The sequence below is a fragment of the Roseovarius sp. E0-M6 genome (assembly GCF_037083845.1).
GTDB lineage: Bacteria > Pseudomonadota > Alphaproteobacteria > Rhodobacterales > Rhodobacteraceae > Roseovarius.
On the sequence record NZ_JBAPLA010000002.1, the window covers coordinates 171,993 to 190,253 of the forward strand.

The window sequence follows — 18,261 nt, forward strand, 5'->3', positions numbered from 1 at the left end:
CATGAATGATTTTTCCGACGCACTGACCGTTTCGTCCAGCGGGCTCAAAGCTCAGGCGCAACGCCTTCGGCATGTGTCCGAAAATATCGCCAATGCCGATACCCCCGGCTATCGCCGCAAATCGGTTCCGTTCGAGCTTGGGACCAGCCGCCCGGATGGGCCGGCTCTGGTTTCGGCGGGTTCGGTGAACCTTGATCGCGGTGCCTTGGCACGCATCCACGATCCCGCGCACCCGATGGCCGACGCATCAGGGTATTACGACGGATCGAACGTCAATCTTGTGATCGAGATCGCAGACGCGCGCGAGGCGCAGCGAAGCTATGAAGCCAATTTGAAAATGTTCGATCAGGTGCGGCAGATGTCATCCAGCCTGATGGATCTTCTCCGCCGCTAAAAACCCCGAAAGCCCCAAGAAAAGGAGGTATATCCAGAATGGATATCAATGCACTCAGCGCAGCCCAGAAATACACCGCCCAGCGTCCTGCCACGGCCCCGAACCCGTCCGTCACACCCGGTGACGCAGCGCAAAGAATGGTCCATGATTTTGCCACGACCTTGCAGGAGGCCGAGACCACCGCAACCGGCGCCATGACCGGTGAGGCCGATCCCCACGCGCTTGTTCAGGCTCTGGCTCAGGCGGAGCTGGCAGTCGAAACAGCGGTCACCGTGCGCAACAAAGTGGTCGAAGCCTATCAGGAAATCCTTCGGATGCCGGTCTGAGCCATGGAAAGCGAAGTCGTTTTTTTCGACACGCTCCGGCAAGGTCTCTGGGTCGCGGTCATCGTTTCGACCCCGATCCTGATGGTCGCGCTGGTGACCGGTCTGGGCGTGGGCCTGTTTCAGGCTCTTACATCCATTCAGGAACTGACCCTGACCTTCGTGCCGAAGCTCGCCGCGATCGTGGCGGTCTTCTGGCTCAGCATGGGGTTCATGACCAAGACGCTCGTTTCATATTTTCAGGATCATCTGATCCCGATCATCGCAGGAGGCTGACCGATGGAAAACGCAGGATACACGACCTTGACCCGGCAATCGGGGCTGATGCGCGAAATGCAGGTCGTGGCGAACAACATAGCCAACGCCGCAACAACGGGGTTTCGGCAGGAGGGGCTCGTCTTTGCCGAACACGTGCAACGCACCGAAGCGGGGCCGTCGCTGTCGATGGCCTCCGCTGATGTGCGGCACACCTCGATGATGCAGGGCGCGCTGACCCAGACAGGCGGCGCGCTTGATCTGGCCATCGAGGGCGAGGGGTTTTTTCTGATCGAGACACCGGCGGGTGAGCGGCTGACCCGCGCGGGAAGCTTCGCGCTCTCGGCTGCGGGCGATCTTGTGACACCGGACGGGTTTCGGGTTCTCGACGCCGGCGGTGCGCCGGTCTTTGTGCCGCCCAATGCGACGGGCCTGGGAATATCCGCGGATGGCACGCTCAGCGCGGATGCGCGCCCTTTATCGCAAATTGGGCTGGTCAGGCCCGCGGATATCAACGGCCTCGTGCGCGAGGATGGCGTGATGTTCCGGTCCGAGGCCGGGCATGAGCCCGCCGAAACAGGCCGCATTCTTCAGGGCTTCCTCGAAGGCGCCAATGTCGATCCCGTGTCCCAGATCGCACGGATGATCGAAGTTCAGCGCGCTTATGAAATGGGGCAGAGCTTTCTCGATGCCGAAAATGAGCGGGTCCGGTCCGCGCTTCAGACATTTGTCCGTTCCTGACGTTTCACGCGGCCGCATGACCGAACATCCCCGTGTCGCGACCCATAGTAGAGGAGAATGATATGCGAGCCCTGAAAATAGCCGCGACCGGAATGGCCGCGCAACAGATGCGGGTCGAAACGATCTCGAACAATCTCGCGAACATGTCCACCACCGGCTACAACACCCGTCGGGCCGAGTTTGCCGACCTGCATTATCAGCAACTTGCCCGCGCGGGCACGGTAAACGCCGCCGATGGCACGGTGCTGCCCACCGGTGTGCAGCTTGGTCTTGGCGTCCGTCCCTCAGCGGTGAGTGTGCATCTTTCTCAAGGGTCGCTGTCGGCCACCGGTGGCGATCTTGACATCGCAATCGAGGGGAACGGATACTTTGAGATTGAACTGCCTTCGGGGCAAGCGGCCTTTACCCGCGACGGTGCCCTGAAACGGTCTGCCGATGGTCAGATCGTCACCTCGGACGGCTTTGCCGTCGCCCCTCAGATCACGATCCCCGACGATGCCCGCTCGATCTCGATCAACGGCGCGGGCGAGGTGTATGCCTTTTTCGCCGACGCCACGGATTCACGGCTTTTGGGGCAATTCTCACTTGCAGGTTTCACCAATCCCAAAGGTCTCGAGGCGCTGGGCGCCAATCTTTTCTCCGAGACCGAAGCCTCGGGGCCCGCCATCGTCACGACGCCCGGTCAGGACGGGCTTGGCACGCTCAGGCAGGGCTATCTTGAAGACAGCTCCGTCGATCCGGTGCGCGAAGTGACGGAACTGATCGAGGCGCAGCGGGGCTATGAGCTGAATTCCAAGGTCATCTCGGCAGCCGATCAGATGCTTGGCGCGACGACACAGGTGCGCTGATGCGATTGGTGTTGCCCCTTCTCCTCGCGCTTGCCGCACCCGCCGGGGCCGAAACGGTTCTGGCCGCGCGAACATTGCGCGCGCAAACCATCGTCACGGCGGCGGACCTCGTGGTCAAAGATGTGAACGTGGCCGGGGCCGCCCGATCCATCGACGAAATCGTCGGGCTTGAAACACGTGTCGCGCTCTATGCGGGCCGTCCCGTCCGCCCCGGCGACGTGGGACCGCCCGCAATCATCGAGCGCAATCAGATCGTGCCGCTTGTCTTCGACCGTGCCGGCCTCATGATCCGGAGCGAAGGCCGGTCCCTCATGCGGGCCGCAACCGGCGACTACATCCGCGTCATGAACCTTGAATCGCGCATCACGGTCAGCGGCCGGGTGAGCGCGGATGGCCGCATTTACGTATCAGACTAGGAGTTGTCATGACCTACCGGATGGTTCTTATCGGCGGTGCCGCCACGCTTATTCTTTCGGGATGCGGTCGCATGGATCACATTGGCAAACCGCCCAGCTTCAGCCCGACCATGAACGGCGATGAGCATGTGGCCATGCTTGACCCCGGACTGCCAAGGGCGACCGAGCGCAGACGCGCCATGGACGGCTCATCGCTCTGGACCGCCGGACAGCGCTCGCTTCTGGGGGATCGGCGCGCGATCAAGCGCGGTGACATCCTGACCGTGGTCATCGAGATCGACGAGGAGGCGGAGATTTCCAACTCTACCTCGCGCTCGCGCAGCGGGTCCGAAAACATGAGCGTGCCGCATCTTCTGGGCCTGCCACAACGGATCAACGAAGAGCTACCCGAGGGGGCGAGCATGGATAACGCCGTCGCACTCGACAGCAGTTCGCAGTCGGGCGGTGACGGATCGGTCAGCCGCAGGGAAGAGTTGACGCTTCGCGTCGCGGCAACGGTCATGCAAGTGCTGCCGAACGGAGTTCTTGAGATACAGGGCTCTCAGGAAGTGCGGGTGAATTTCGAGCTGCGCGAGCTTTTGGTCACCGGCTACGTCCGCCCCGAGGACATCTCGCGCCGCAACGAAATCACCTATGACAAGATCGCCTCGGCGCGCATTTCCTATGGTGGGCGCGGACAGATCACCGACGTTCAACAACCAAGGATCGGCCAGCAAGTTCTGGATGCGGTCCTTCCCTTCTGAGGTTGGCCCATGAAGAAAATGCTTCTGATACTGGTGATGATGATGCTTGGAACTGGTGGCGGCGTGGGCGCGGGATTCGCGTTACGCAAACCGCCGGTAACACATGACACGACCGAAACTTGCGTGCCCGCAGCCGATGCCCCGCAAGCGGCGCAGACCCCCCCGGCCCAAGACAAAGGTGCGGACAGCCAGTATGACTATGTCAAACTCGACAATCAGTTCGTGGTGCCCCTTGTCGACCGCGACGAGATGCGCGGGCTGATCATCATGTCGCTCAGCCTCGAGCTTGTGCGCGGCAGCGCCGACACCGTTTATGTGAAAGAGCCGAAACTGCGCGACGAGTTCCTTGAAGTGCTGTTCGAACATGCGAACATGGGCGGATTCAACGGTGATTTCACAGCAGCCGATCGCCTTGAAGCATTGAAGGTCAGCCTCGGCGAAGTGGCACTGCGCGTTCTGGGCCCCATCGTGTCCGACGTTCTCATCACAGATATCGCGCGGCAAGCATCCTAGAGCCCGATACCGACACCGCGCGTCGCCGGCCAAGTCAGAAACAGACGGGGTGCGCGATACGCCTTTGGCCTCGCCACTGTCAGAAGCGCGGGTCGGCGATGGACAGCAGAAGCTGCGCCAGCCGTGCGTCTTCATCGGTGCGCGCCAGACGGCGGCGCCGATCTTTGCGCGCGGTCGCGGCAATATCTTCAGCGGCGCATTGTTTGCCATGTGCCCGGCTGAGGCGGGTCATCACCGCCTCCTTTCCCGCAAGATGCCGCGCCAGACGGCGCATCAGGTCCATCCGCTTGGCATCATGCCATGCGGACCATGCGATTTCTGCGCCAATGGCCCGCGCCCCATGCAAATCATCGGGTGAGAGCATCGCCATATCGCGCTTGTGAGCATCGAGCCTTGCTATGTCGCTGCGCAGGGCGGCCTCTTTTTCAAGGAAAGCACGCAACCGGTTCTTCTCGGCTTCGAACGCAAGCCGGGTTACATCGATCAGGTCATCTCGGGTCCCGCTCATCCGAATGCCCGTGCCCGGCGGCGCATGGCATCGGCAAAGCGGATCGCCGCCGCCACGGCGCGATATTGGTCGGTCGGAATTTCCTCTCCGATTTCGGCGGCCGCGAAAAGCGCGCGCGCCGTGGGCGGGTCATGACGGACCGGCACTCCCGCCTTTGTCGCGGCGTCGCGGATGGCAAGCGCCATGTGATCAAGTCCTTTGGCCACACATTCGGGTGCCGACCCCGGCGCACGGCTCCATTTGAGGGCCACAGCGTAGTGTGTCGGGTTCACGATCACCACATCTGCGCCGGGCACATCGGCCATCATCTGGGATGAGGCGATTTCGCTCGCACGCTGACGACGCTGCTGTTTCATATGCGGATCGCCCTCGTGCTGTTTATGCTCGTCCTTCATATCCTGATGAGACATTCGATTGCGCCTTAGATGATCAAACCGCTGCCAGAGAAAGTCTCCTCCCCCGATGATCAGCGCGACCGGCACGACCACCAGCATGAAATCGAACATTTGCCGCACCATGAGAAAGCCGATGCCCCGCGGTTCGGCATGAACGGCGCCCGACATGACAGGCAGGCGTTGAACCAGGAAAACAGCCAGAAGCACAGAGTAACAGGTCAGCTTGGCAAAGCTCTTGGCAAACTCAAAAAGACCCGACGGCCCGTATTTTTGCTTGGCGTTCGAAAGAGGATTGATCCGCTGAAGCTTCGGCTTGAGCTTATCGGGGGCTGGAACGAAGCTTCGTGTGCCGATAACCGCGAGCAGCGCAAGACAGGCAGGGATGAGAAACCACGCCAGAAGCCCACCGGCCACCGACCAGATCAACCCGCCAACCACCGGCTGTGCCGGGCCGTCGAAGAATGTCGCGCGCAACCTGTCGGGCTGTGCCAGAAGCGTCATGAGCGCGTTGGCCACATGCTCGACGCTGGGCCCGCCCACCACAAGCGCGGCAAGCAGGACGCCCGAATATCCCGCCGCCGATGTCAGGTCCGCCGAGCGCGCGAGCTCACCCTTTTTGCGCGCTTCGTCAAGCTTGTGCTGTGTCGGCTCGTGCGGTTTGTCGGTATCGGGATCCTGCGCTGACATGGTCAGCCTCCGAAAGGATTGGCGACAAAGGTTTCAAGCGCACGAATCCAGACGCTCAGCATCACCGGCGACAGAAGCATGAGCCCCAGAAGCCCGGCCGCACTTATCGCGGGGGCCCCGACAAAGACGACCATGAGCTGTGGCATGGCCCGGTTTATGATACCGAGAGTGAGATTGTAGAGCACCGACACGATGAGAAACGGCGCCGCCAGCCGGAAGGCCAGCGCGAAGGCCGCGCCGACCTGTGCGATACCCCAGTCCGCCACGGCCGCGGCATCGGGCAGGGCTCCGATGGGAAAAACCCCATAGGTCCTGATGAACATCTCGGCCATGCGCACATGCAGGCCAAGAAGCATGGCAAGGGCCAGTGCAGCGATGACAAGCACATGTCCCATGGCAGGCATCGGCGTGGTCCCCGCCGATCCGAGGATCTGTGACAACGATGTCGCCTGAGCTGCAATCGATCCTGCGGTCTGAAGCGCGAGAAGGAAGAGGCGAAGGCCTATACCGATAAAAAGACCGATACCCGCTTCGATCAGGATGAGCGGTATCAACGCCGTAAAACCGGGTGGTGCGCCGATATAGGGCCGGATCGCCGGCGTCACGATCAGCGTGAGCGCCATGGCAAGCCCCAATTTGACCCGCACTGGAACCGAGTTTTCGCCGAACCCCGGAAAGAGCGACATCACCGGACTCGCACGCAGAAAAACAATAAAATGCGCCCACACGATTTCGTGGCCAAGCGACAAAAGGGCAGCTGCACCCGTCATGCGGCGACCACCCCCACGAGCGATGGCTGCGCCTCAACACCGACCTCCTCGAACGAGAGCACCGGGTTGGTGATATTTCGGGCCATAAGCACCGTGCGCAGGAATCGACGCCGCGTCGATGCCGTGACGATTGCGGGAGCGATGCCTTGATTGCCCGCAGTCTCCACCTGTTCGGCGACCCCGCCTGTGAGCGAATTGAACAGATGCGGCGGCAGCGCCACATCGAGCCGCCCGCGATCACCATCCATCTGGTAGCTGGCGAAGATATCCTCCCACTCCGGGGCCAGTTGAATCAGCGGCAGCGTTCCGTCATCACGCATCAGTGCCGAGACAAGCTGAAATCCCAGCCTTTGGCGCACATGCTCGCAGATCGCCTCTGGTTGGCTATTGGTCTGACGCGCTTCGGCAACCGCCTCGATGATAAGTGGCAGATTGCGGATCGACACCTGTTCGGCCAAGAGCAGCCGCAGCACCGAATGAAGAAGGTCCGTTGGCACGCGATCGGGGATCAGCTCATCCAGGAGTTTGCGGTTCGCCTCGCTCCGTGCCGGATCAGACAGGTTGACCATTTCATCAAGCAGCCTGCGCATCGCCTTCATGCTCAGCAAACGGCTGAGGTTCTTGCGGATGATTTCAAGAAGGTGAGTCGCCAGTATCTCGGGCGGGGCGACGACCGTTGCTCCGCCCAGCGCCGCGTCTTCTTGGCTTTCCGACCCGATCCAGCGGGCGGGCGCCCCGTAGACAGGTTCGCTCACCGCTTCGCCAGGGGGAAGACCCGGAATATTGTCGGGATCGAGAACGAGAACCTGCTCCGCCCTGAGCCAGGCCCGGGCCCGCTCCACGCCAAGTATCCGGATCACATAGGCCCCGGGGGGCAATGACGGATCATCAGTCAGGCGGATTTCGGGAAGGATAAGGCCGTAACGCGTCGCGACATGCGCGCGCATGTTGGCAATCCGGGCGTCGAGCCCGGTCCCTTGGTCAAGAACCATGGACACCAGGTCCGGCGCGAATTCGACGTGGATATCATCAAGCTCAAGCACGTCGCCCATCGTCTTCTGTGAAGGCACGGGTGTGTCGCTGACCTCGGGGGACTTGTCTTGCAGGACCTTTGCCCGGCCATTCAGCACATAGGCCGTCACGCCAAGGCCGACACCACCGATCATGAAGGGCAGGAATGGCAGCCCGGGGATAAGCGCGAAGAGCCCCATCAGCACCGCAACCGTCGCCAACGCGATGGGATGCCTGCCAAGCTGCTCGCTCAGCGCGAGATCAGTCGATCCGACCGCACCGCCGCGCGCCAAAAGAAGTGCCGACGCGATGGAAATCACCACCGCCGGTATCTGGGTCACAAGACCGTCGCCCACGGTGAGGATCGCATACGTCTTGAACGCCTGGGCCAAGGGCATGCCATGCACGACCGCCCCCATGATCAGCCCCATCACAAGGTTCAGCAAGGTGATGAGAAGCCCGGCGATCGCGTCACCCTTGACGAATTTCGACGCCCCGTCGAGCGAACCGAAAAAGGTGGTTTCCTGTTGTTCCCTGTCGCGGCGCGCGCGCGCTTCTTCGTGGGTGATTGCCCCGGCGGACATATCACTGTCGATGGCAAGCTGTTTGCCGGGCATCCCATCCAGCGCGAACCGGGCCCCGACCTCGGCCATTCGCGCCGCGCCCTTGGTGATAACCATGAAATTGACGATCAACAGAACCGCGAACACCACAAGCCCGAGAAATACGCTTCCCCCCATCACGAAGCTGGCGAATCCCTGAATGACATCTCCTGCCGCACTGGTGCCCGTATGACCCTGACCGATGATCAGCTTGGTCGAGGACACGTTGAGCGACAGACGCAGCATGAGCGACGCCAGAAGCACCGTGGGAAAGGCCGAAAAATCAAGCGGCCGTTCGATGAACAAGGTTGTGGTGAAGATCAGGATGGCCAGGGCAAAGGACGCGGCCAGCCCGATATCAAGCACCCAGGCCGGCATGGGCAAAATCATCATGACGATGATCGCCATGAGCGCCATCGACAAGAGCACCGTCGGTTGAAAGAGCGCGCGCAAGGATAGGCTCATCTGGACGACCTCGCGCCTGTCACGTTTGATTTCGTGACGAACGCCCGGTCTCGGCTTTGCCGGGCTGGCACCAACGATCCCAGCCGCCCACCGCCATTGCTATTCGCAAACAGGGGGCGGCTTTTGGTCGCCACGGCCCGGCTGCGGGTCTGACGCGGCGTTTTATGTTCGGGCGGCAGCGCCTTGAGCTCTTGCTCATAGCGCGCGATATAGCGCTTTGCGTAGGCCGGTGTGCGAGAGTGATAGGTACCGGCGGCAAGTGACCAGTCACCCGTCTCGCGATAGAGGCGATTGAGGAATTGCGCCGCATAGAGTGCGTTCTGACGTGGATCAAACATGGAATCGATCGACGCGAAACCCGCGTGATGCCAGCGGTAGTTGATCTGAAAGCATCCGACATCAAAGCTTTGCGCGCCTCGGTCAAACGCCGCTTGCGCGAATATCCGGGCCTCTGCGCGCGTGCTGAACCAGTGTCCCTTGCCCTCCATGTTGACGGTCCAGGGCCATGGCTGTGAATGGCCGTCACGATAACGCCCGGTTTCGGTGCGTGTGATTGCCCGCAGGACCGTGATTGGAACCCCTGTCGCGACAGAGGCGTGGCGGGCGGCAAGGTCACAGCTTTGTTTCGGTGCGACCTCGCCCGCTTTGGCCGCCGCCGGGGCCGCGCCCGGCATCGTTCCGAATGACATGAAAAACACGATTAAACCGCAATTAAGCATCCACACAGGCGGGCCGGAGCGATGTTCCAGCCCTTGCCTTGGGCGGGTTTTCAGCACGGGCATATCGGTCATTCTGTCCTCGCCTCATGGCGGCGTTCTGCCGCTCCGATTCCGTGTCTAGGGCCAAAGCCTTTAGATTCGGTAAGCAGGATCAGGAGCGCGAAGGAACTTGATCGGGGGCCGCCCCTGCGGCGGGCCACACGCCATGGGTCTCGCACCCCGACACATCCTTGAAATACGGCGGCGCCGATGAACGACCTCAATCATCGGCAAGCGGACGGGCGCTCAGCATGGCCTTGATACGCTGCCGCGAGACGCTGCTTTCGGTCAAAAGAGCCCTGCCCGAGCCAAGCGGCGCTTCGGGGTTTTCAGGTTCGGCGCCATCCGTCAAACCGGCAGCCAGCTCCGCGATATCCGGCGCCGTATCACCGGGAACCTGAGCCCAGTCTTCCGCCTCTATTGCGGTGCGCCGGGCATCCTTGTCGCGCCCGGCGGAGGCGAAAAGAATGCGAGCAGCATCGGTCTCACCGGTCATTTCGCGTGCTTGGGCCCGCAAAAGATTGGCCTCATCATCTTGTAACCCAAGAAGCGCAACCTCGGCATTTCGGGGGTGTCCCAGCGACAGGGCGATCTCGGCGCGGATGATCCGCCGGTCACGTCCGGCACGACCCTCCGCCGGCTGATCCACAAAGCGCGACGCCGCATCCGGGAAGCCAAGGGAGAGCAGACGTTGCGCCACCGTGTTGGCGACCACAGTATCGAGCAACGGCACGTCTTCGGGTGAAAACCGGATGGATTGAGCGATGAAGGTCAAATCCTTCGCGTTCCGCTCAAGAAGCTGCATCAGGACATCGTTCAGCCCAATTACCGCAGCTTCGTCCAAGTCAGGTGTGAGGCGCTCAAACTCAGTGAATGCACGGCCAAAATCACCCGCCCCGGCAATCGCGGCGATGTAGGCACGGATGAGGTCTTTTCCCACAGGTTCGTCCCGAAATTCGAGCGCATAGGAACCGGCAAGTTCGGCCATGTCCTCGGCTATCCCGCGGCCCGCCGCGAGCCGTGTGTCGATGCTATGGACAAGGGCGGTTGCCGCATGATTGGAATTGCCCGCGACCACGGCATCAAGATCGGCCTCCGAGGCGCCCTCCGTGCCGCTTGCCAGTCCGGCTTCGGCTCGCGCGAGACGCTCCTCGTCCGACGCCGCTTCCGGCGTCCTGTTCAATCGCCGCAATATCCGGTCCGCCGCCTTACGATGGCCCGCCGCCAGAAGCCGCCGGGCCAAAACAGGGCCAAGATGATCCCGCAGATGCGCAGGAAGCTCACCAAGAGTCCGCTGCATCGCATTCTGATTGATCGCCAGAGCGGGCGGCAGCGGATCCTGCGCCAACGCAGACCAGAAGGAAGCATTCGTATCGCACGCGGCCTGACCATCCAGAACACCGGGGGCAGAGGCCGATCCGTTATCCACGATCTCGGCCATGGCCCGGACGACCCGGGCAGCCACGGTATCCTCCCCCTCAATCAGCATAAGTGCCTGACGCGCCTCGGCACCGAACCCGAAGAAAACGAAGGTGCGAGCCAACCGAAGCGCGGTTTCAGGGTCTGTTTTGTCGAACTCACCACTCATCTCGGACCGCAACCGTCCGATCGAAACGGAAAACTCGGTGTCATCGTTCCAAGCCGCGACGTCGAGATATTCAGCCTTGAGGCAAGGGCCGCCATCCGGCGTTTGCGCCGTGGAATGCATGGCACCTGGCAAGTTCATAGCCGTTGTGGTGGCCATGTTCGCCTGACTCAGGGATGTTTCAGACGGTGTTTCAGACCCCGATGTGGCCTCTTCGCTCTGTGGGCGGTCAGGGGCACCCTTGGCCCCTGATTGTGGCGTGGGCTCGGATTGATGGCGCCGGGGTGTGAGCAGATTTTGAGCGGTGGCGCGCGAAATCTCACGCAAAAGGGTGTGGCGCATAGAAATGGTATCGACCTTCGCCACCTTGTTTGGCGATGATTCCGAAGCCGTAGCTAAACCAGAGACTGTTTCACCCGAATATGACCCAAACTGAAACCCCGCAGCGACAAGATCACGCGCGGTGGCAACCAGCCCGCTACCTTTCGGAGTGAGCGGGACGGCAAAGCTGGGTGCTTTAGACAAAGCTCTGTCAGGGGTGTCACCGGTAGCCCGTTCTGGCAGTTCCGCATTCGGATCCTCACGGATGTCGAGAACAAGCATCGCCGTGCCCGCCCAACTGGCGTCGACCCGGCACTGACACGCCAGTTCAAGCCGCAGCCCCGATCCGGTGCGAAGCGGGGCCACAGCGGCCAGCCGTTCCTTGCCGATCCGGTCGAAAATACTGTTCAGACGGAATTCCATCCCGTCGCGTTCAAGGGTGAGCCGATGGTCGGACCCATCTTGCAACATCCGAAAGCCGACGCGCTCGGGCATATGCAAAACAAGTCGCGTGAAAGTCGGATGAACGCCAGAGCGCACCTCGACCGTCTCAGCCTGCACATCCGCTGCCAGAAGGCTGATCGCGATGGCTCCTACCAGGCGCCACATCAGGCCGCCTCCTGCTTGATGGCCTTGAGCGATTCTTCGAGATCGTTGAAATCGGGTCGCGCATGCGACGGTGTGTTTTGCCGCCCCACCTCGATACAGATATTGGTGGCATGGTTGTGCAGGTTGGCGACCAGAACCTCACGGATCAGTTGATAGAAATGGCCGTCTTCCTCGACCACGGCCTTGACCTTGTTCGCGAATGGCCCAACCAGCCCATAGGCCAGAAACACGCCCAGAAAAGTCCCGACAAGCGCGCCACCGATCATCTTGCCCAGAACTTCCGGCGGCTGATCGATCGAGGCCATGGTCTTGATCACACCAAGCACCGCAGCCACGATCCCCAGCGCGGGCAGCGCATCCGCCACAGATTGCAACGCGTGACTCGAATGGAGCGCATGGTGCAGGTTTGCCTCCATTCGCTTTTCAAGAACTTCTTCGACCTGATGAGGATCGTCATAGTTCATCGACGCGGAGCGCAACGTATCGCTTATCAGGGCCACCGCCTCACGATCCTTCAGGATTTTGGGGTATTTGCCGAAAATCGAAGAGTCGGCGGGCGCTTCTATATGTTCTTCGATGGCGACCGGATTTTGCCGTGCAAGATGGATCAACTCAAAAAGCAGGCACAATAGATCGCGGTAATCGGCATGCTTCCACTTCGGCCCCTTGAAGACCTTGGCGATATCCCGGGCGGTTTGCTTGACCGTGCCCATGTCGTTGCTCAGCAGGAAGGCGCCTGTTGCGGCGCCGCCGATCATCATCATCTCGAACGGCAGCGCCTTCATGATGATTCCAAGCTTGCCGCCAGCGGCCAGATAGCCGCCGAACACCATCACGAAGATCACCAGAATTCCGACGATACCGATCATTGCATGCTCCCGGGCTGTTCATCGGATGACTGTCGCAGGTCCAAGTTAATATTCCTTGAGCGTCAGCAACTTATTCAGTGGGAACATCGGCGTTTCGTCCCGCCAGAATGACGCTGATTCCGAGCGCGGCCCCGGCACTTAGTCCGGCCATGACGCCCGCCGCCGCCTCGGGCCGCATCCGGCCGAGAAAACCCGCCGCAAACTCGGGACTCATTTCCTCGAAAAGCGCCGCGGCCTGTTTGGGTTTCATGCTTTCATAGACCCTGACAAGACGCCCTATGTCGTCCTCCGCCGCCGTATCGGCGATGGAAATGGTTTCAGCCAGCTTTTCTTCGGCGGCGACAAGGCGGGCAAGCTTGCGCTCGATCTCTTCATCGGCGACGCGAAGCGCCTGCATCCTTTCGGAAAGCGCGGTTTCCCGTTTTTGAAGGCGGGCCTCGCGGGTCTCGAACGCGGTGAGCATCTCCTGAAAATCCGGCGGTGTCTCACAGTGAGTGGTTTGACCCGCGGCCGCGAGAGCGGTCGCCTCGGTATCGCTTTGCCCTTTGGCCCATGCCTGACCGGCGTCTTGCCCCATCCGAAGCATGGCCGAACAGATCATCAGGCCCGCCACGATCATGAGCGCGCCCTTCATGCGGCGCGGGCGCCGACGCGGTTTTGTTCCACCCGTCATCACGCGGCGCCCTCCATCTCACGGCGGCGAAAGACCGGGCCCACGGGCGATGTCTCTGTGGGGGTTTGCGCCGGTTCCGGCGGCTCTTCCTGAAGGTCATGCATGGACGCCACCATGAGTTCTAGCCGCTTGGCCACCCCCTCCGCACGTTCGGTGAGTTCGTCCAGTGACTCTGTTGATGCGACGGCGGTTCCTTGCGCGGCCTGCAATGTGCGGGTCAGATCATCGACCTGCGCCGAGAGCACCGCGACAGCGCCGCCCATCCCCTCCTCGAGATCGTTGAACCGGCTTAGCCTACGGGCCAGAACGAAGCAGTAGAACGCGGCGCCAAGGGCCCCGGCCACAAGCAGAATATCAGCAATCATTTCCATGACATGTCCTCAGTTCAAAACGAATTCCATGATCAGCAGGTCTTTGACCCGCTCACCACCAGCGACAATCCGGACGCGCCGCAGCATCTGAGACCTGAGCCGGGTCAGTGACGCCCGATCCGTGAGATCGCGCACATCCAGCGCCCGCAGATAGCTGTTGAGCACATCGACGACCCGCGGCATCAGTGCCGCGACCTCCTCCTGATGACCTGCGCCAACCTCAAGCTGAGCGTAGAAACGCAGGTGCTTTCCGGTCGCCCCCTCGCCCAGCGAAACCACAAGCGCGGGCACCGGCACATAGGCGACATCAGGCAAATCCGGGAGCTCCGACGCCGCGGATTTCTCGGTGTCGGAGGCCTTCGCGGTCTTTTCCGATTCGGGGCCAAAGAGCATGCCGGAACTCACTGCGAAAAATCCACCACCGCCACCAAGGGCAGCAAGTAAAACCCCGATTATCAAAGGTAATTTCGAAGGTTTTTTCGAGACGCTCTCTTCGTTTTCGTCTTCTTCACTCATTCGGGCACCCGTGTTCTGTCACTTGGGCAATTTAACCGGGAGGCACTAACCGATTGTTAAACCTGATCGGCGAAACAGGGAGTCGCAGGATGGGCAGAACGCCCGCCATGAGGAGGCGAAGAATTGCAGCAGATCGTGAATGCCTGGTCCGGGCTCGACCTCAGGAAGCGTGTGATCGCGGGTGTGGCCACGCTCGCCATGTTCGGTGCAGTTCTGGGTCTGGGGCAAATGGTGGCCACGCCATCGCTCTCGCTACTCTATTCAGGTCTGGAAAGCGGATCTGCGGGCGATGTCGTGAGCGCGCTGGAACAGCGTGGCGTCGCCTACGAAGTGCGTGGCGGCTCGATCTTCGTGGACGCCGCGAAACGTGATGCTCTTCGCATGACTCTCGCCGCCGAAGGGCTACCCGCAAACTCGGGCAAGGGATACGAGCTTCTGGATGGGCTGTCGGGCTTTGGCACCACCTCACAGATGTTCGATGCCGCCTATTGGCGCGCGAAAGAAGGCGAACTGGCGCGCACATTGGTTTCAAGCGCGAACATCACCTCGGCCCGTGTGCATCTCGCCAACACCGGCGGCAACCCGTTTCAGCGGGATATCTCGCCATCCGCATCGGTCATGGTCACCGCGCCGGGCACAGACGTGCCGACGAAACAGGCACAGGCGATCCGATATCTCGTCGCGTCGGCCGTGCCCGGCATGACACCCGAAGATGTGTCGGTCATAGACAGTTCCGGGGGCCTTATTGGTGCGCCGGACGATGTTCAGGGCGACGCGGGCGAAGACCTGACCGATACCTTGCGGCAGCGCGTGCATCGCCTTCTCGAGGCGCGTGTAGGGGCGGGGAATGCCGTTGTCGAACTGAGTGTTGATATCGTCAAGACAACCGAGCATATCCGCGAACGCAGCATCGACCCAAGCAGCAGGGTGGCCATCTCGACCGACACCGAGGAGCGCACCAACTCGTCATCCGACAAGGGCGGTGGCGACGTGACGGTGGCCTCGAATCTTCCGCAAGGCGATGCCGCTGGCGGCGGCAACTCAAGCAGCCAGACAAACGAAACGCGGGAACGCGTGAACTATGAGATTTCGCAGACCGAGCGGGAACTCACACTTGCGCCCGGCGCGGTCAAGCGGCTGACAGTTGCAGTGTTGGTCAACGGCAGCACCGAAACTGCCGCGGACGGGTCCACAGAATTCGCGCCGCGCCCTGAAGAAGAGCTTGCCGCGCTGCGCGAGCTTGTCTCGTCGGCCATCGGGTTTGACGAAACGCGTGGTGACGTGATCACGATCAAGACCATGCAGTTTTCCCCCCCGATCGAGGCGGGCACCCTGCGAGAGCCATCATTCCTGACCTCGCTGGGGATCGACATGATGTCACTGGCGCAGGCCCTCGTTCTGGCGGTCGTGGCGCTGATATTGGGGCTCTTCGTGATCAGGCCAATCCTTTCGGGTGCGCGCTCGGGCGATGTGGCGCGGATCGCCCCACCTGCCGCGGGCGAAAGACCATCTGGCGATATCTCGGCTGCCGAAACAGGGGCTCCGCTTGCTTCGCTGACCGGTGAGATCGACGACGGCGATCTCGATCCTGCCACGATGTCCCTTGTCCCCACCGATCCGTCCTCTCGCACTACGGACCCTGAAACCGCGCTTCAGTTGGCGCGCGAGGGTGCCAATGGTGATCCGGTGGACCGGCTTCGCGCCATGATCGGTGAACGCCAGACCGAAACGGTCGAAATTCTGCGCAACTGGCTTGAAGGCGAGGAGGAAAAGGCGTGATGGGCATATCTCATCTGCTGGAAGATTTCGGAGCCGGGCGCGCGCAGGATATGGCTGATCTGGGCGAGGGCGCTCTCGAGGACCTGCGCCTTGACGCCTATGAAGACGGGTATAAGGCCGGATGGGACGATGCCGTCACGGCACAAGCGGAAGACACCCGGCGCATCTCGTCAGATTTCGCCGGCAACCTCGCAAACCTGTCCTTCACCTACGAAGAGGCCCTTCAGGGCATGCTCCGCGATCTGCGCCCTCTGCTGGAGGAAATGGTGAGCAAGGTGTTGCCCCCTCTCGCACAAGATAGCCTTGGCCCGCGCATTTCAGAACTCTTGCTCGCCGCCGCCCAAGACGGGGCCAAGCCACCGATTGAGATCGTCGCGGCGCCCGAGCATGCGGAGATGCTGGAAAGGCTCTGTGAAGAGAGCGGCACATTGCCGGTGTCGCTGAAATCGGAACCGACACTCGGGCCGGGTCAGGTTCATCTGAGCTTTGGCACGCGCGAGCATGAGTTGAATCTCGATCGGCTGCTCTCGGACATTTCAGACGCGGTCGCGACATTCTTCGACGCTCTTCCCCAACAGGACCAGAAGGAAACAGCCTGATGACCGATGCTTCCCGATCCGCTGACAGCCGCGCGACCGATCCCGGCAACCCGTTCGCAAGTGTGCCGATTGAAATCACGATTTCGGTCGGGAAGGCGCGTCCTCTTATCCGCGATCTGCTCAGCCTGAGCCGTGACGCCGTGCTGCCGCTGGACAAGCGCGTGGAGGATCCTGTCGAGCTTTATGTCGGGGACAGGCTTATCGCGCGCGGTGAGCTTGAGGAGATGGAGGGCGAACATAAAGGGCAGCTTTCGGTGCGCCTGACCGAGGTTGCAGATCTGCGGGAAAACCTGGGATGATCAGGCGCGCCCTCTGGCTGGTCGCATGTCTGGTCGGGGTACTGGCCATGGCCACACCCGGCTTTGCCCAGGATGTTTCGATTTCTCTGGGCGAAGATGGAGGGCTATCGGTCCGGACGATTCAGCTTATCGCGCTGATCACCGTCCTGAGCCTGGCGCCGGGGCTGGCGATCATGATCACCTGCTTTCCGTTCATGGTCACTGTGCTGGCGATTTTGCGCCAGGGGATCGGCCTTCAACAATCGCCACCGAACATGCTGATCGTGAGCCTTGCGCTTTTTCTCACCTATTTCGTCATGGAACCGGTGTTCAGCGAAGCCTGGACGCTTGGTATCGAACCGCTTCTTGCCGAAGAGATCGCGCCCGAAGATGCCTTTTCCCGCGCTATCGGGCCGTTTCGGGAATTCATGGCGGCACGCATGGACGGGGAAACATTCGCCTCGATGGCGGCCCTGCGGCCCGACACCCAAGGCCTCGTGCCCGGCCCCGAGGCGCCGCTATCCGTCATGATACCGAGCTTCCTTCTGTCCGAAATTTCGCGCGCTTTTCAGATCGGCTTTCTGGTCTTTCTGCCATTTCTGATCATTGATCTGGTGGTTGCGGCAGTTCTCATGTCGATGGGTATGATGATGGTGCCCCCTGCAATCGTCTCACTTCCGTTCAAGCTGGCCTTTTTCGTGATCGCCGATGGCTGGCGCCTCATCGCCGATAGTTTGGTGCGAAGTTACTTCTAGCACGTGATCTTTCGGGTGCTTTGAGTAGCTATCGGTCCACGCCTACGGCAGACTATATTTGCCTTGGGCCACCCGGACGGCGAATGCGGCACGCACGCGTTGGCCGGTTTACGAACCCTGTCGGCGGTGCGTCTCAGAGGCCCATCACGCGCATGTCTATCCAGAGCGCTCTTGACCAAGAGGGGATGCCCGAACAGCCCTTACCCGCCATTGTGGATGCATATGACGTGCGAGGGCCGATCTTCTGTTGCCTCGGGCGCGAGACCCGATAGCCCATAACGCGTTCAGTCGAGAGCTCGGGCATCATGGGGCGAAGCAACCATGACAGCCGGGACGCGCGGGGCGGTCCAAGTCAAACTTCGCCTCAAAACTGGATTGCACTTGGCAGACAGGCCCTTGCGTTGCCTCCTTGCGCGCCGGCATCTGGTGTGGCTCGCTGCGCTGTTGACCTTAACGCGACTTGCTTGAGAGCGAGCC

Annotated in this window: 22 protein-coding genes; 12 read left to right on the forward strand and 10 right to left on the reverse strand. The window is 61.3% G+C overall.

Going from position 1 to position 18,261, the window contains the following annotated elements; genetic code table 11:
• Position 1: 1 nt before the first annotated feature.
• The 8 genes from flgC (at position 2) to V8359_RS07260 (ending at position 4,233) form a co-directional block, all read left to right on the forward strand.
• Positions 2-394, forward strand: coding sequence for a flagellar basal body rod protein FlgC (gene flgC / locus V8359_RS07225; RefSeq protein ID WP_336428096.1), 393 nt, complete (start codon positions 2-4; stop codon positions 392-394).
• Positions 395-432: 38 nt separating this feature from the next.
• Entirely contained in the window at positions 433-720 is a 288-nt protein-coding gene (fliE, locus tag V8359_RS07230; protein WP_336428097.1) for a flagellar hook-basal body complex protein FliE, read from the forward strand.
• A 3-nt stretch (positions 721-723) separates the two neighbouring features.
• Positions 724-993 (forward strand): flagellar biosynthetic protein FliQ, encoded by a 270-nt coding sequence (locus tag V8359_RS07235; RefSeq protein ID WP_336428098.1) that lies wholly within the window; start codon positions 724-726, stop codon positions 991-993.
• Between the two features lie 3 nt (positions 994-996).
• On the forward strand, positions 997-1,713 hold the full coding sequence (locus tag V8359_RS07240; protein WP_336428099.1) for a flagellar hook-basal body complex protein: 717 nt from the start codon (positions 997-999) through the stop codon (positions 1,711-1,713).
• Positions 1,714-1,775: 62 nt separating this feature from the next.
• Positions 1,776-2,561, forward strand: a complete 786-nt coding sequence (gene flgG, locus V8359_RS07245) for a flagellar basal-body rod protein FlgG (RefSeq protein WP_336428100.1) — start codon at positions 1,776-1,778, stop codon at positions 2,559-2,561.
• Positions 2,561-2,977, forward strand: coding sequence for a flagellar basal body P-ring formation chaperone FlgA (gene flgA, locus V8359_RS07250; RefSeq protein ID WP_336428101.1), 417 nt, complete (start codon positions 2,561-2,563; stop codon positions 2,975-2,977). The genes flgG and flgA overlap by 1 nt, the downstream gene beginning before the upstream one ends.
• An 8-nt stretch (positions 2,978-2,985) precedes the next feature.
• Positions 2,986-3,720 carry a flagellar basal body L-ring protein FlgH gene (gene flgH, locus V8359_RS07255; protein ID WP_336428102.1) on the forward strand — a complete coding sequence of 245 codons (735 nt, stop codon included), beginning with the start codon at positions 2,986-2,988 and terminating at the stop codon, positions 3,718-3,720.
• 9 nt (positions 3,721-3,729) lie between these two features.
• Complete coding sequence (locus V8359_RS07260) at positions 3,730-4,233, forward strand: flagellar basal body-associated FliL family protein (RefSeq protein ID WP_336428103.1); 504 nt, start codon at positions 3,730-3,732, stop codon at positions 4,231-4,233.
• A gap of 79 nt (positions 4,234-4,312) precedes the next feature.
• On the opposite strand, the gene V8359_RS07265 is transcribed toward V8359_RS07260, so the two are convergent.
• The 10 genes from V8359_RS07265 to V8359_RS07310 all read right to left on the reverse strand — a co-directional run bounded on the left by V8359_RS07265 (position 4,313) and on the right by V8359_RS07310 (position 14,373).
• Entirely contained in the window at positions 4,313-4,741 is a 429-nt protein-coding gene (locus V8359_RS07265; protein WP_336428104.1) for a hypothetical protein, read from the reverse strand.
• Complete coding sequence (locus tag V8359_RS07270; RefSeq protein WP_336428105.1) at positions 4,738-5,823, reverse strand: EscU/YscU/HrcU family type III secretion system export apparatus switch protein; 1,086 nt, start codon at positions 5,821-5,823, stop codon at positions 4,738-4,740. The genes V8359_RS07265 and V8359_RS07270 overlap by 4 nt, the downstream gene beginning before the upstream one ends.
• A 2-nt stretch (positions 5,824-5,825) precedes the next feature.
• Positions 5,826-6,593 carry a flagellar biosynthetic protein FliR gene (locus tag V8359_RS07275; RefSeq protein ID WP_336428106.1) on the reverse strand — a complete coding sequence of 256 codons (768 nt, stop codon included), beginning with the start codon at positions 6,591-6,593 and terminating at the stop codon, positions 5,826-5,828.
• On the reverse strand, positions 6,590-8,671 hold the full coding sequence (gene flhA / locus V8359_RS07280) for a flagellar biosynthesis protein FlhA (RefSeq protein ID WP_336428107.1): 2,082 nt from the start codon (positions 8,669-8,671) through the stop codon (positions 6,590-6,592). Before flhA ends, V8359_RS07275 begins: the two co-directional genes overlap by 4 nt.
• Positions 8,668-9,462, reverse strand: a complete 795-nt coding sequence (locus tag V8359_RS07285) for a transglycosylase SLT domain-containing protein (RefSeq protein ID WP_336428108.1) — start codon at positions 9,460-9,462, stop codon at positions 8,668-8,670. The genes flhA and V8359_RS07285 overlap by 4 nt, the downstream gene beginning before the upstream one ends.
• A gap of 187 nt (positions 9,463-9,649) precedes the next feature.
• Complete coding sequence (locus V8359_RS07290; protein ID WP_336428109.1) at positions 9,650-11,944, reverse strand: hypothetical protein; 2,295 nt, start codon at positions 11,942-11,944, stop codon at positions 9,650-9,652.
• On the reverse strand, positions 11,944-12,813 hold the full coding sequence (motA, locus tag V8359_RS07295) for a flagellar motor stator protein MotA (RefSeq protein ID WP_336428110.1): 870 nt from the start codon (positions 12,811-12,813) through the stop codon (positions 11,944-11,946). The genes V8359_RS07290 and motA overlap by 1 nt, the downstream gene beginning before the upstream one ends.
• Before the next feature lie 70 nt (positions 12,814-12,883).
• A complete protein-coding gene (locus V8359_RS07300; protein ID WP_336428111.1) occupies positions 12,884-13,486 on the reverse strand; it encodes a MotE family protein in 603 nt (200 codons plus the stop codon).
• On the reverse strand, positions 13,486-13,857 hold the full coding sequence (locus V8359_RS07305; RefSeq protein ID WP_336428112.1) for a hypothetical protein: 372 nt from the start codon (positions 13,855-13,857) through the stop codon (positions 13,486-13,488). Before V8359_RS07305 ends, V8359_RS07300 begins: the two co-directional genes overlap by 1 nt.
• Positions 13,858-13,866: 9 nt before the next feature.
• Complete coding sequence (locus V8359_RS07310; protein ID WP_336428113.1) at positions 13,867-14,373, reverse strand: flagellar basal body-associated FliL family protein; 507 nt, start codon at positions 14,371-14,373, stop codon at positions 13,867-13,869.
• Between the two features lie 123 nt (positions 14,374-14,496).
• Between V8359_RS07310 and fliF the strand changes: the two genes are divergently transcribed.
• From fliF to fliP, 4 genes are read left to right on the forward strand one after another with little or no spacing between them, the layout of a single operon-like run.
• Positions 14,497-16,152 (forward strand): flagellar basal-body MS-ring/collar protein FliF, encoded by a 1,656-nt coding sequence (fliF, locus tag V8359_RS07315; protein WP_336428114.1) that lies wholly within the window; start codon positions 14,497-14,499, stop codon positions 16,150-16,152.
• A complete protein-coding gene (locus V8359_RS07320) occupies positions 16,152-16,751 on the forward strand; it encodes a hypothetical protein (RefSeq protein ID WP_336428115.1) in 600 nt (199 codons plus the stop codon). The genes fliF and V8359_RS07320 overlap by 1 nt, the downstream gene beginning before the upstream one ends.
• Positions 16,751-17,050 carry a FliM/FliN family flagellar motor C-terminal domain-containing protein gene (locus V8359_RS07325; protein ID WP_336428116.1) on the forward strand — a complete coding sequence of 100 codons (300 nt, stop codon included), beginning with the start codon at positions 16,751-16,753 and terminating at the stop codon, positions 17,048-17,050. The genes V8359_RS07320 and V8359_RS07325 overlap by 1 nt, the downstream gene beginning before the upstream one ends.
• Positions 17,047-17,784, forward strand: coding sequence for a flagellar type III secretion system pore protein FliP (gene fliP / locus V8359_RS07330; protein ID WP_442970337.1), 738 nt, complete (start codon positions 17,047-17,049; stop codon positions 17,782-17,784). The genes V8359_RS07325 and fliP overlap by 4 nt, the downstream gene beginning before the upstream one ends.
• Positions 17,785-18,261: the final 477 nt, after the last annotated feature.

Coding starts and splice junctions, on each gene's coding strand:
- V8359_RS07235 (WP_336428098.1), top strand. CDS start 724: ATGGAAAGCGAAGTCGTTTTTTTCGACACGCTCCGGCAAGGTCTCTGG.
- flgH (WP_336428102.1), top strand. CDS start 2,986: ATGACCTACCGGATGGTTCTTATCGGCGGTGCCGCCACGCTTATTCTT.
- V8359_RS07305 (WP_336428112.1), bottom strand. CDS start 13,857: ATGGAAATGATTGCTGATATTCTGCTTGTGGCCGGGGCCCTTGGCGCC.
- V8359_RS07265 (WP_336428104.1), bottom strand. CDS start 4,741: ATGAGCGGGACCCGAGATGACCTGATCGATGTAACCCGGCTTGCGTTC.
- fliP (WP_442970337.1), top strand. CDS start 17,047: ATGATCAGGCGCGCCCTCTGGCTGGTCGCATGTCTGGTCGGGGTACTG.
- V8359_RS07325 (WP_336428116.1), top strand. CDS start 16,751: ATGACCGATGCTTCCCGATCCGCTGACAGCCGCGCGACCGATCCCGGC.
- V8359_RS07275 (WP_336428106.1), bottom strand. CDS start 6,593: ATGACGGGTGCAGCTGCCCTTTTGTCGCTTGGCCACGAAATCGTGTGG.
- V8359_RS07320 (WP_336428115.1), top strand. CDS start 16,152: ATGGGCATATCTCATCTGCTGGAAGATTTCGGAGCCGGGCGCGCGCAG.
- motA (WP_336428110.1), bottom strand. CDS start 12,813: ATGATCGGTATCGTCGGAATTCTGGTGATCTTCGTGATGGTGTTCGGC.
- flgC (WP_336428096.1), top strand. CDS start 2: ATGAATGATTTTTCCGACGCACTGACCGTTTCGTCCAGCGGGCTCAAA.
- V8359_RS07270 (WP_336428105.1), bottom strand. CDS start 5,823: ATGTCAGCGCAGGATCCCGATACCGACAAACCGCACGAGCCGACACAG.
- V8359_RS07240 (WP_336428099.1), top strand. CDS start 997: ATGGAAAACGCAGGATACACGACCTTGACCCGGCAATCGGGGCTGATG.
- V8359_RS07310 (WP_336428113.1), bottom strand. CDS start 14,373: ATGAGTGAAGAAGACGAAAACGAAGAGAGCGTCTCGAAAAAACCTTCG.
- flgA (WP_336428101.1), top strand. CDS start 2,561: ATGCGATTGGTGTTGCCCCTTCTCCTCGCGCTTGCCGCACCCGCCGGG.
- V8359_RS07285 (WP_336428108.1), bottom strand. CDS start 9,462: ATGACCGATATGCCCGTGCTGAAAACCCGCCCAAGGCAAGGGCTGGAA.
- V8359_RS07260 (WP_336428103.1), top strand. CDS start 3,730: ATGAAGAAAATGCTTCTGATACTGGTGATGATGATGCTTGGAACTGGT.
- flhA (WP_336428107.1), bottom strand. CDS start 8,671: ATGAGCCTATCCTTGCGCGCGCTCTTTCAACCGACGGTGCTCTTGTCG.
- V8359_RS07290 (WP_336428109.1), bottom strand. CDS start 11,944: ATGTGGCGCCTGGTAGGAGCCATCGCGATCAGCCTTCTGGCAGCGGAT.
- V8359_RS07300 (WP_336428111.1), bottom strand. CDS start 13,486: ATGACGGGTGGAACAAAACCGCGTCGGCGCCCGCGCCGCATGAAGGGC.
- fliE (WP_336428097.1), top strand. CDS start 433: ATGGATATCAATGCACTCAGCGCAGCCCAGAAATACACCGCCCAGCGT.
- flgG (WP_336428100.1), top strand. CDS start 1,776: ATGCGAGCCCTGAAAATAGCCGCGACCGGAATGGCCGCGCAACAGATG.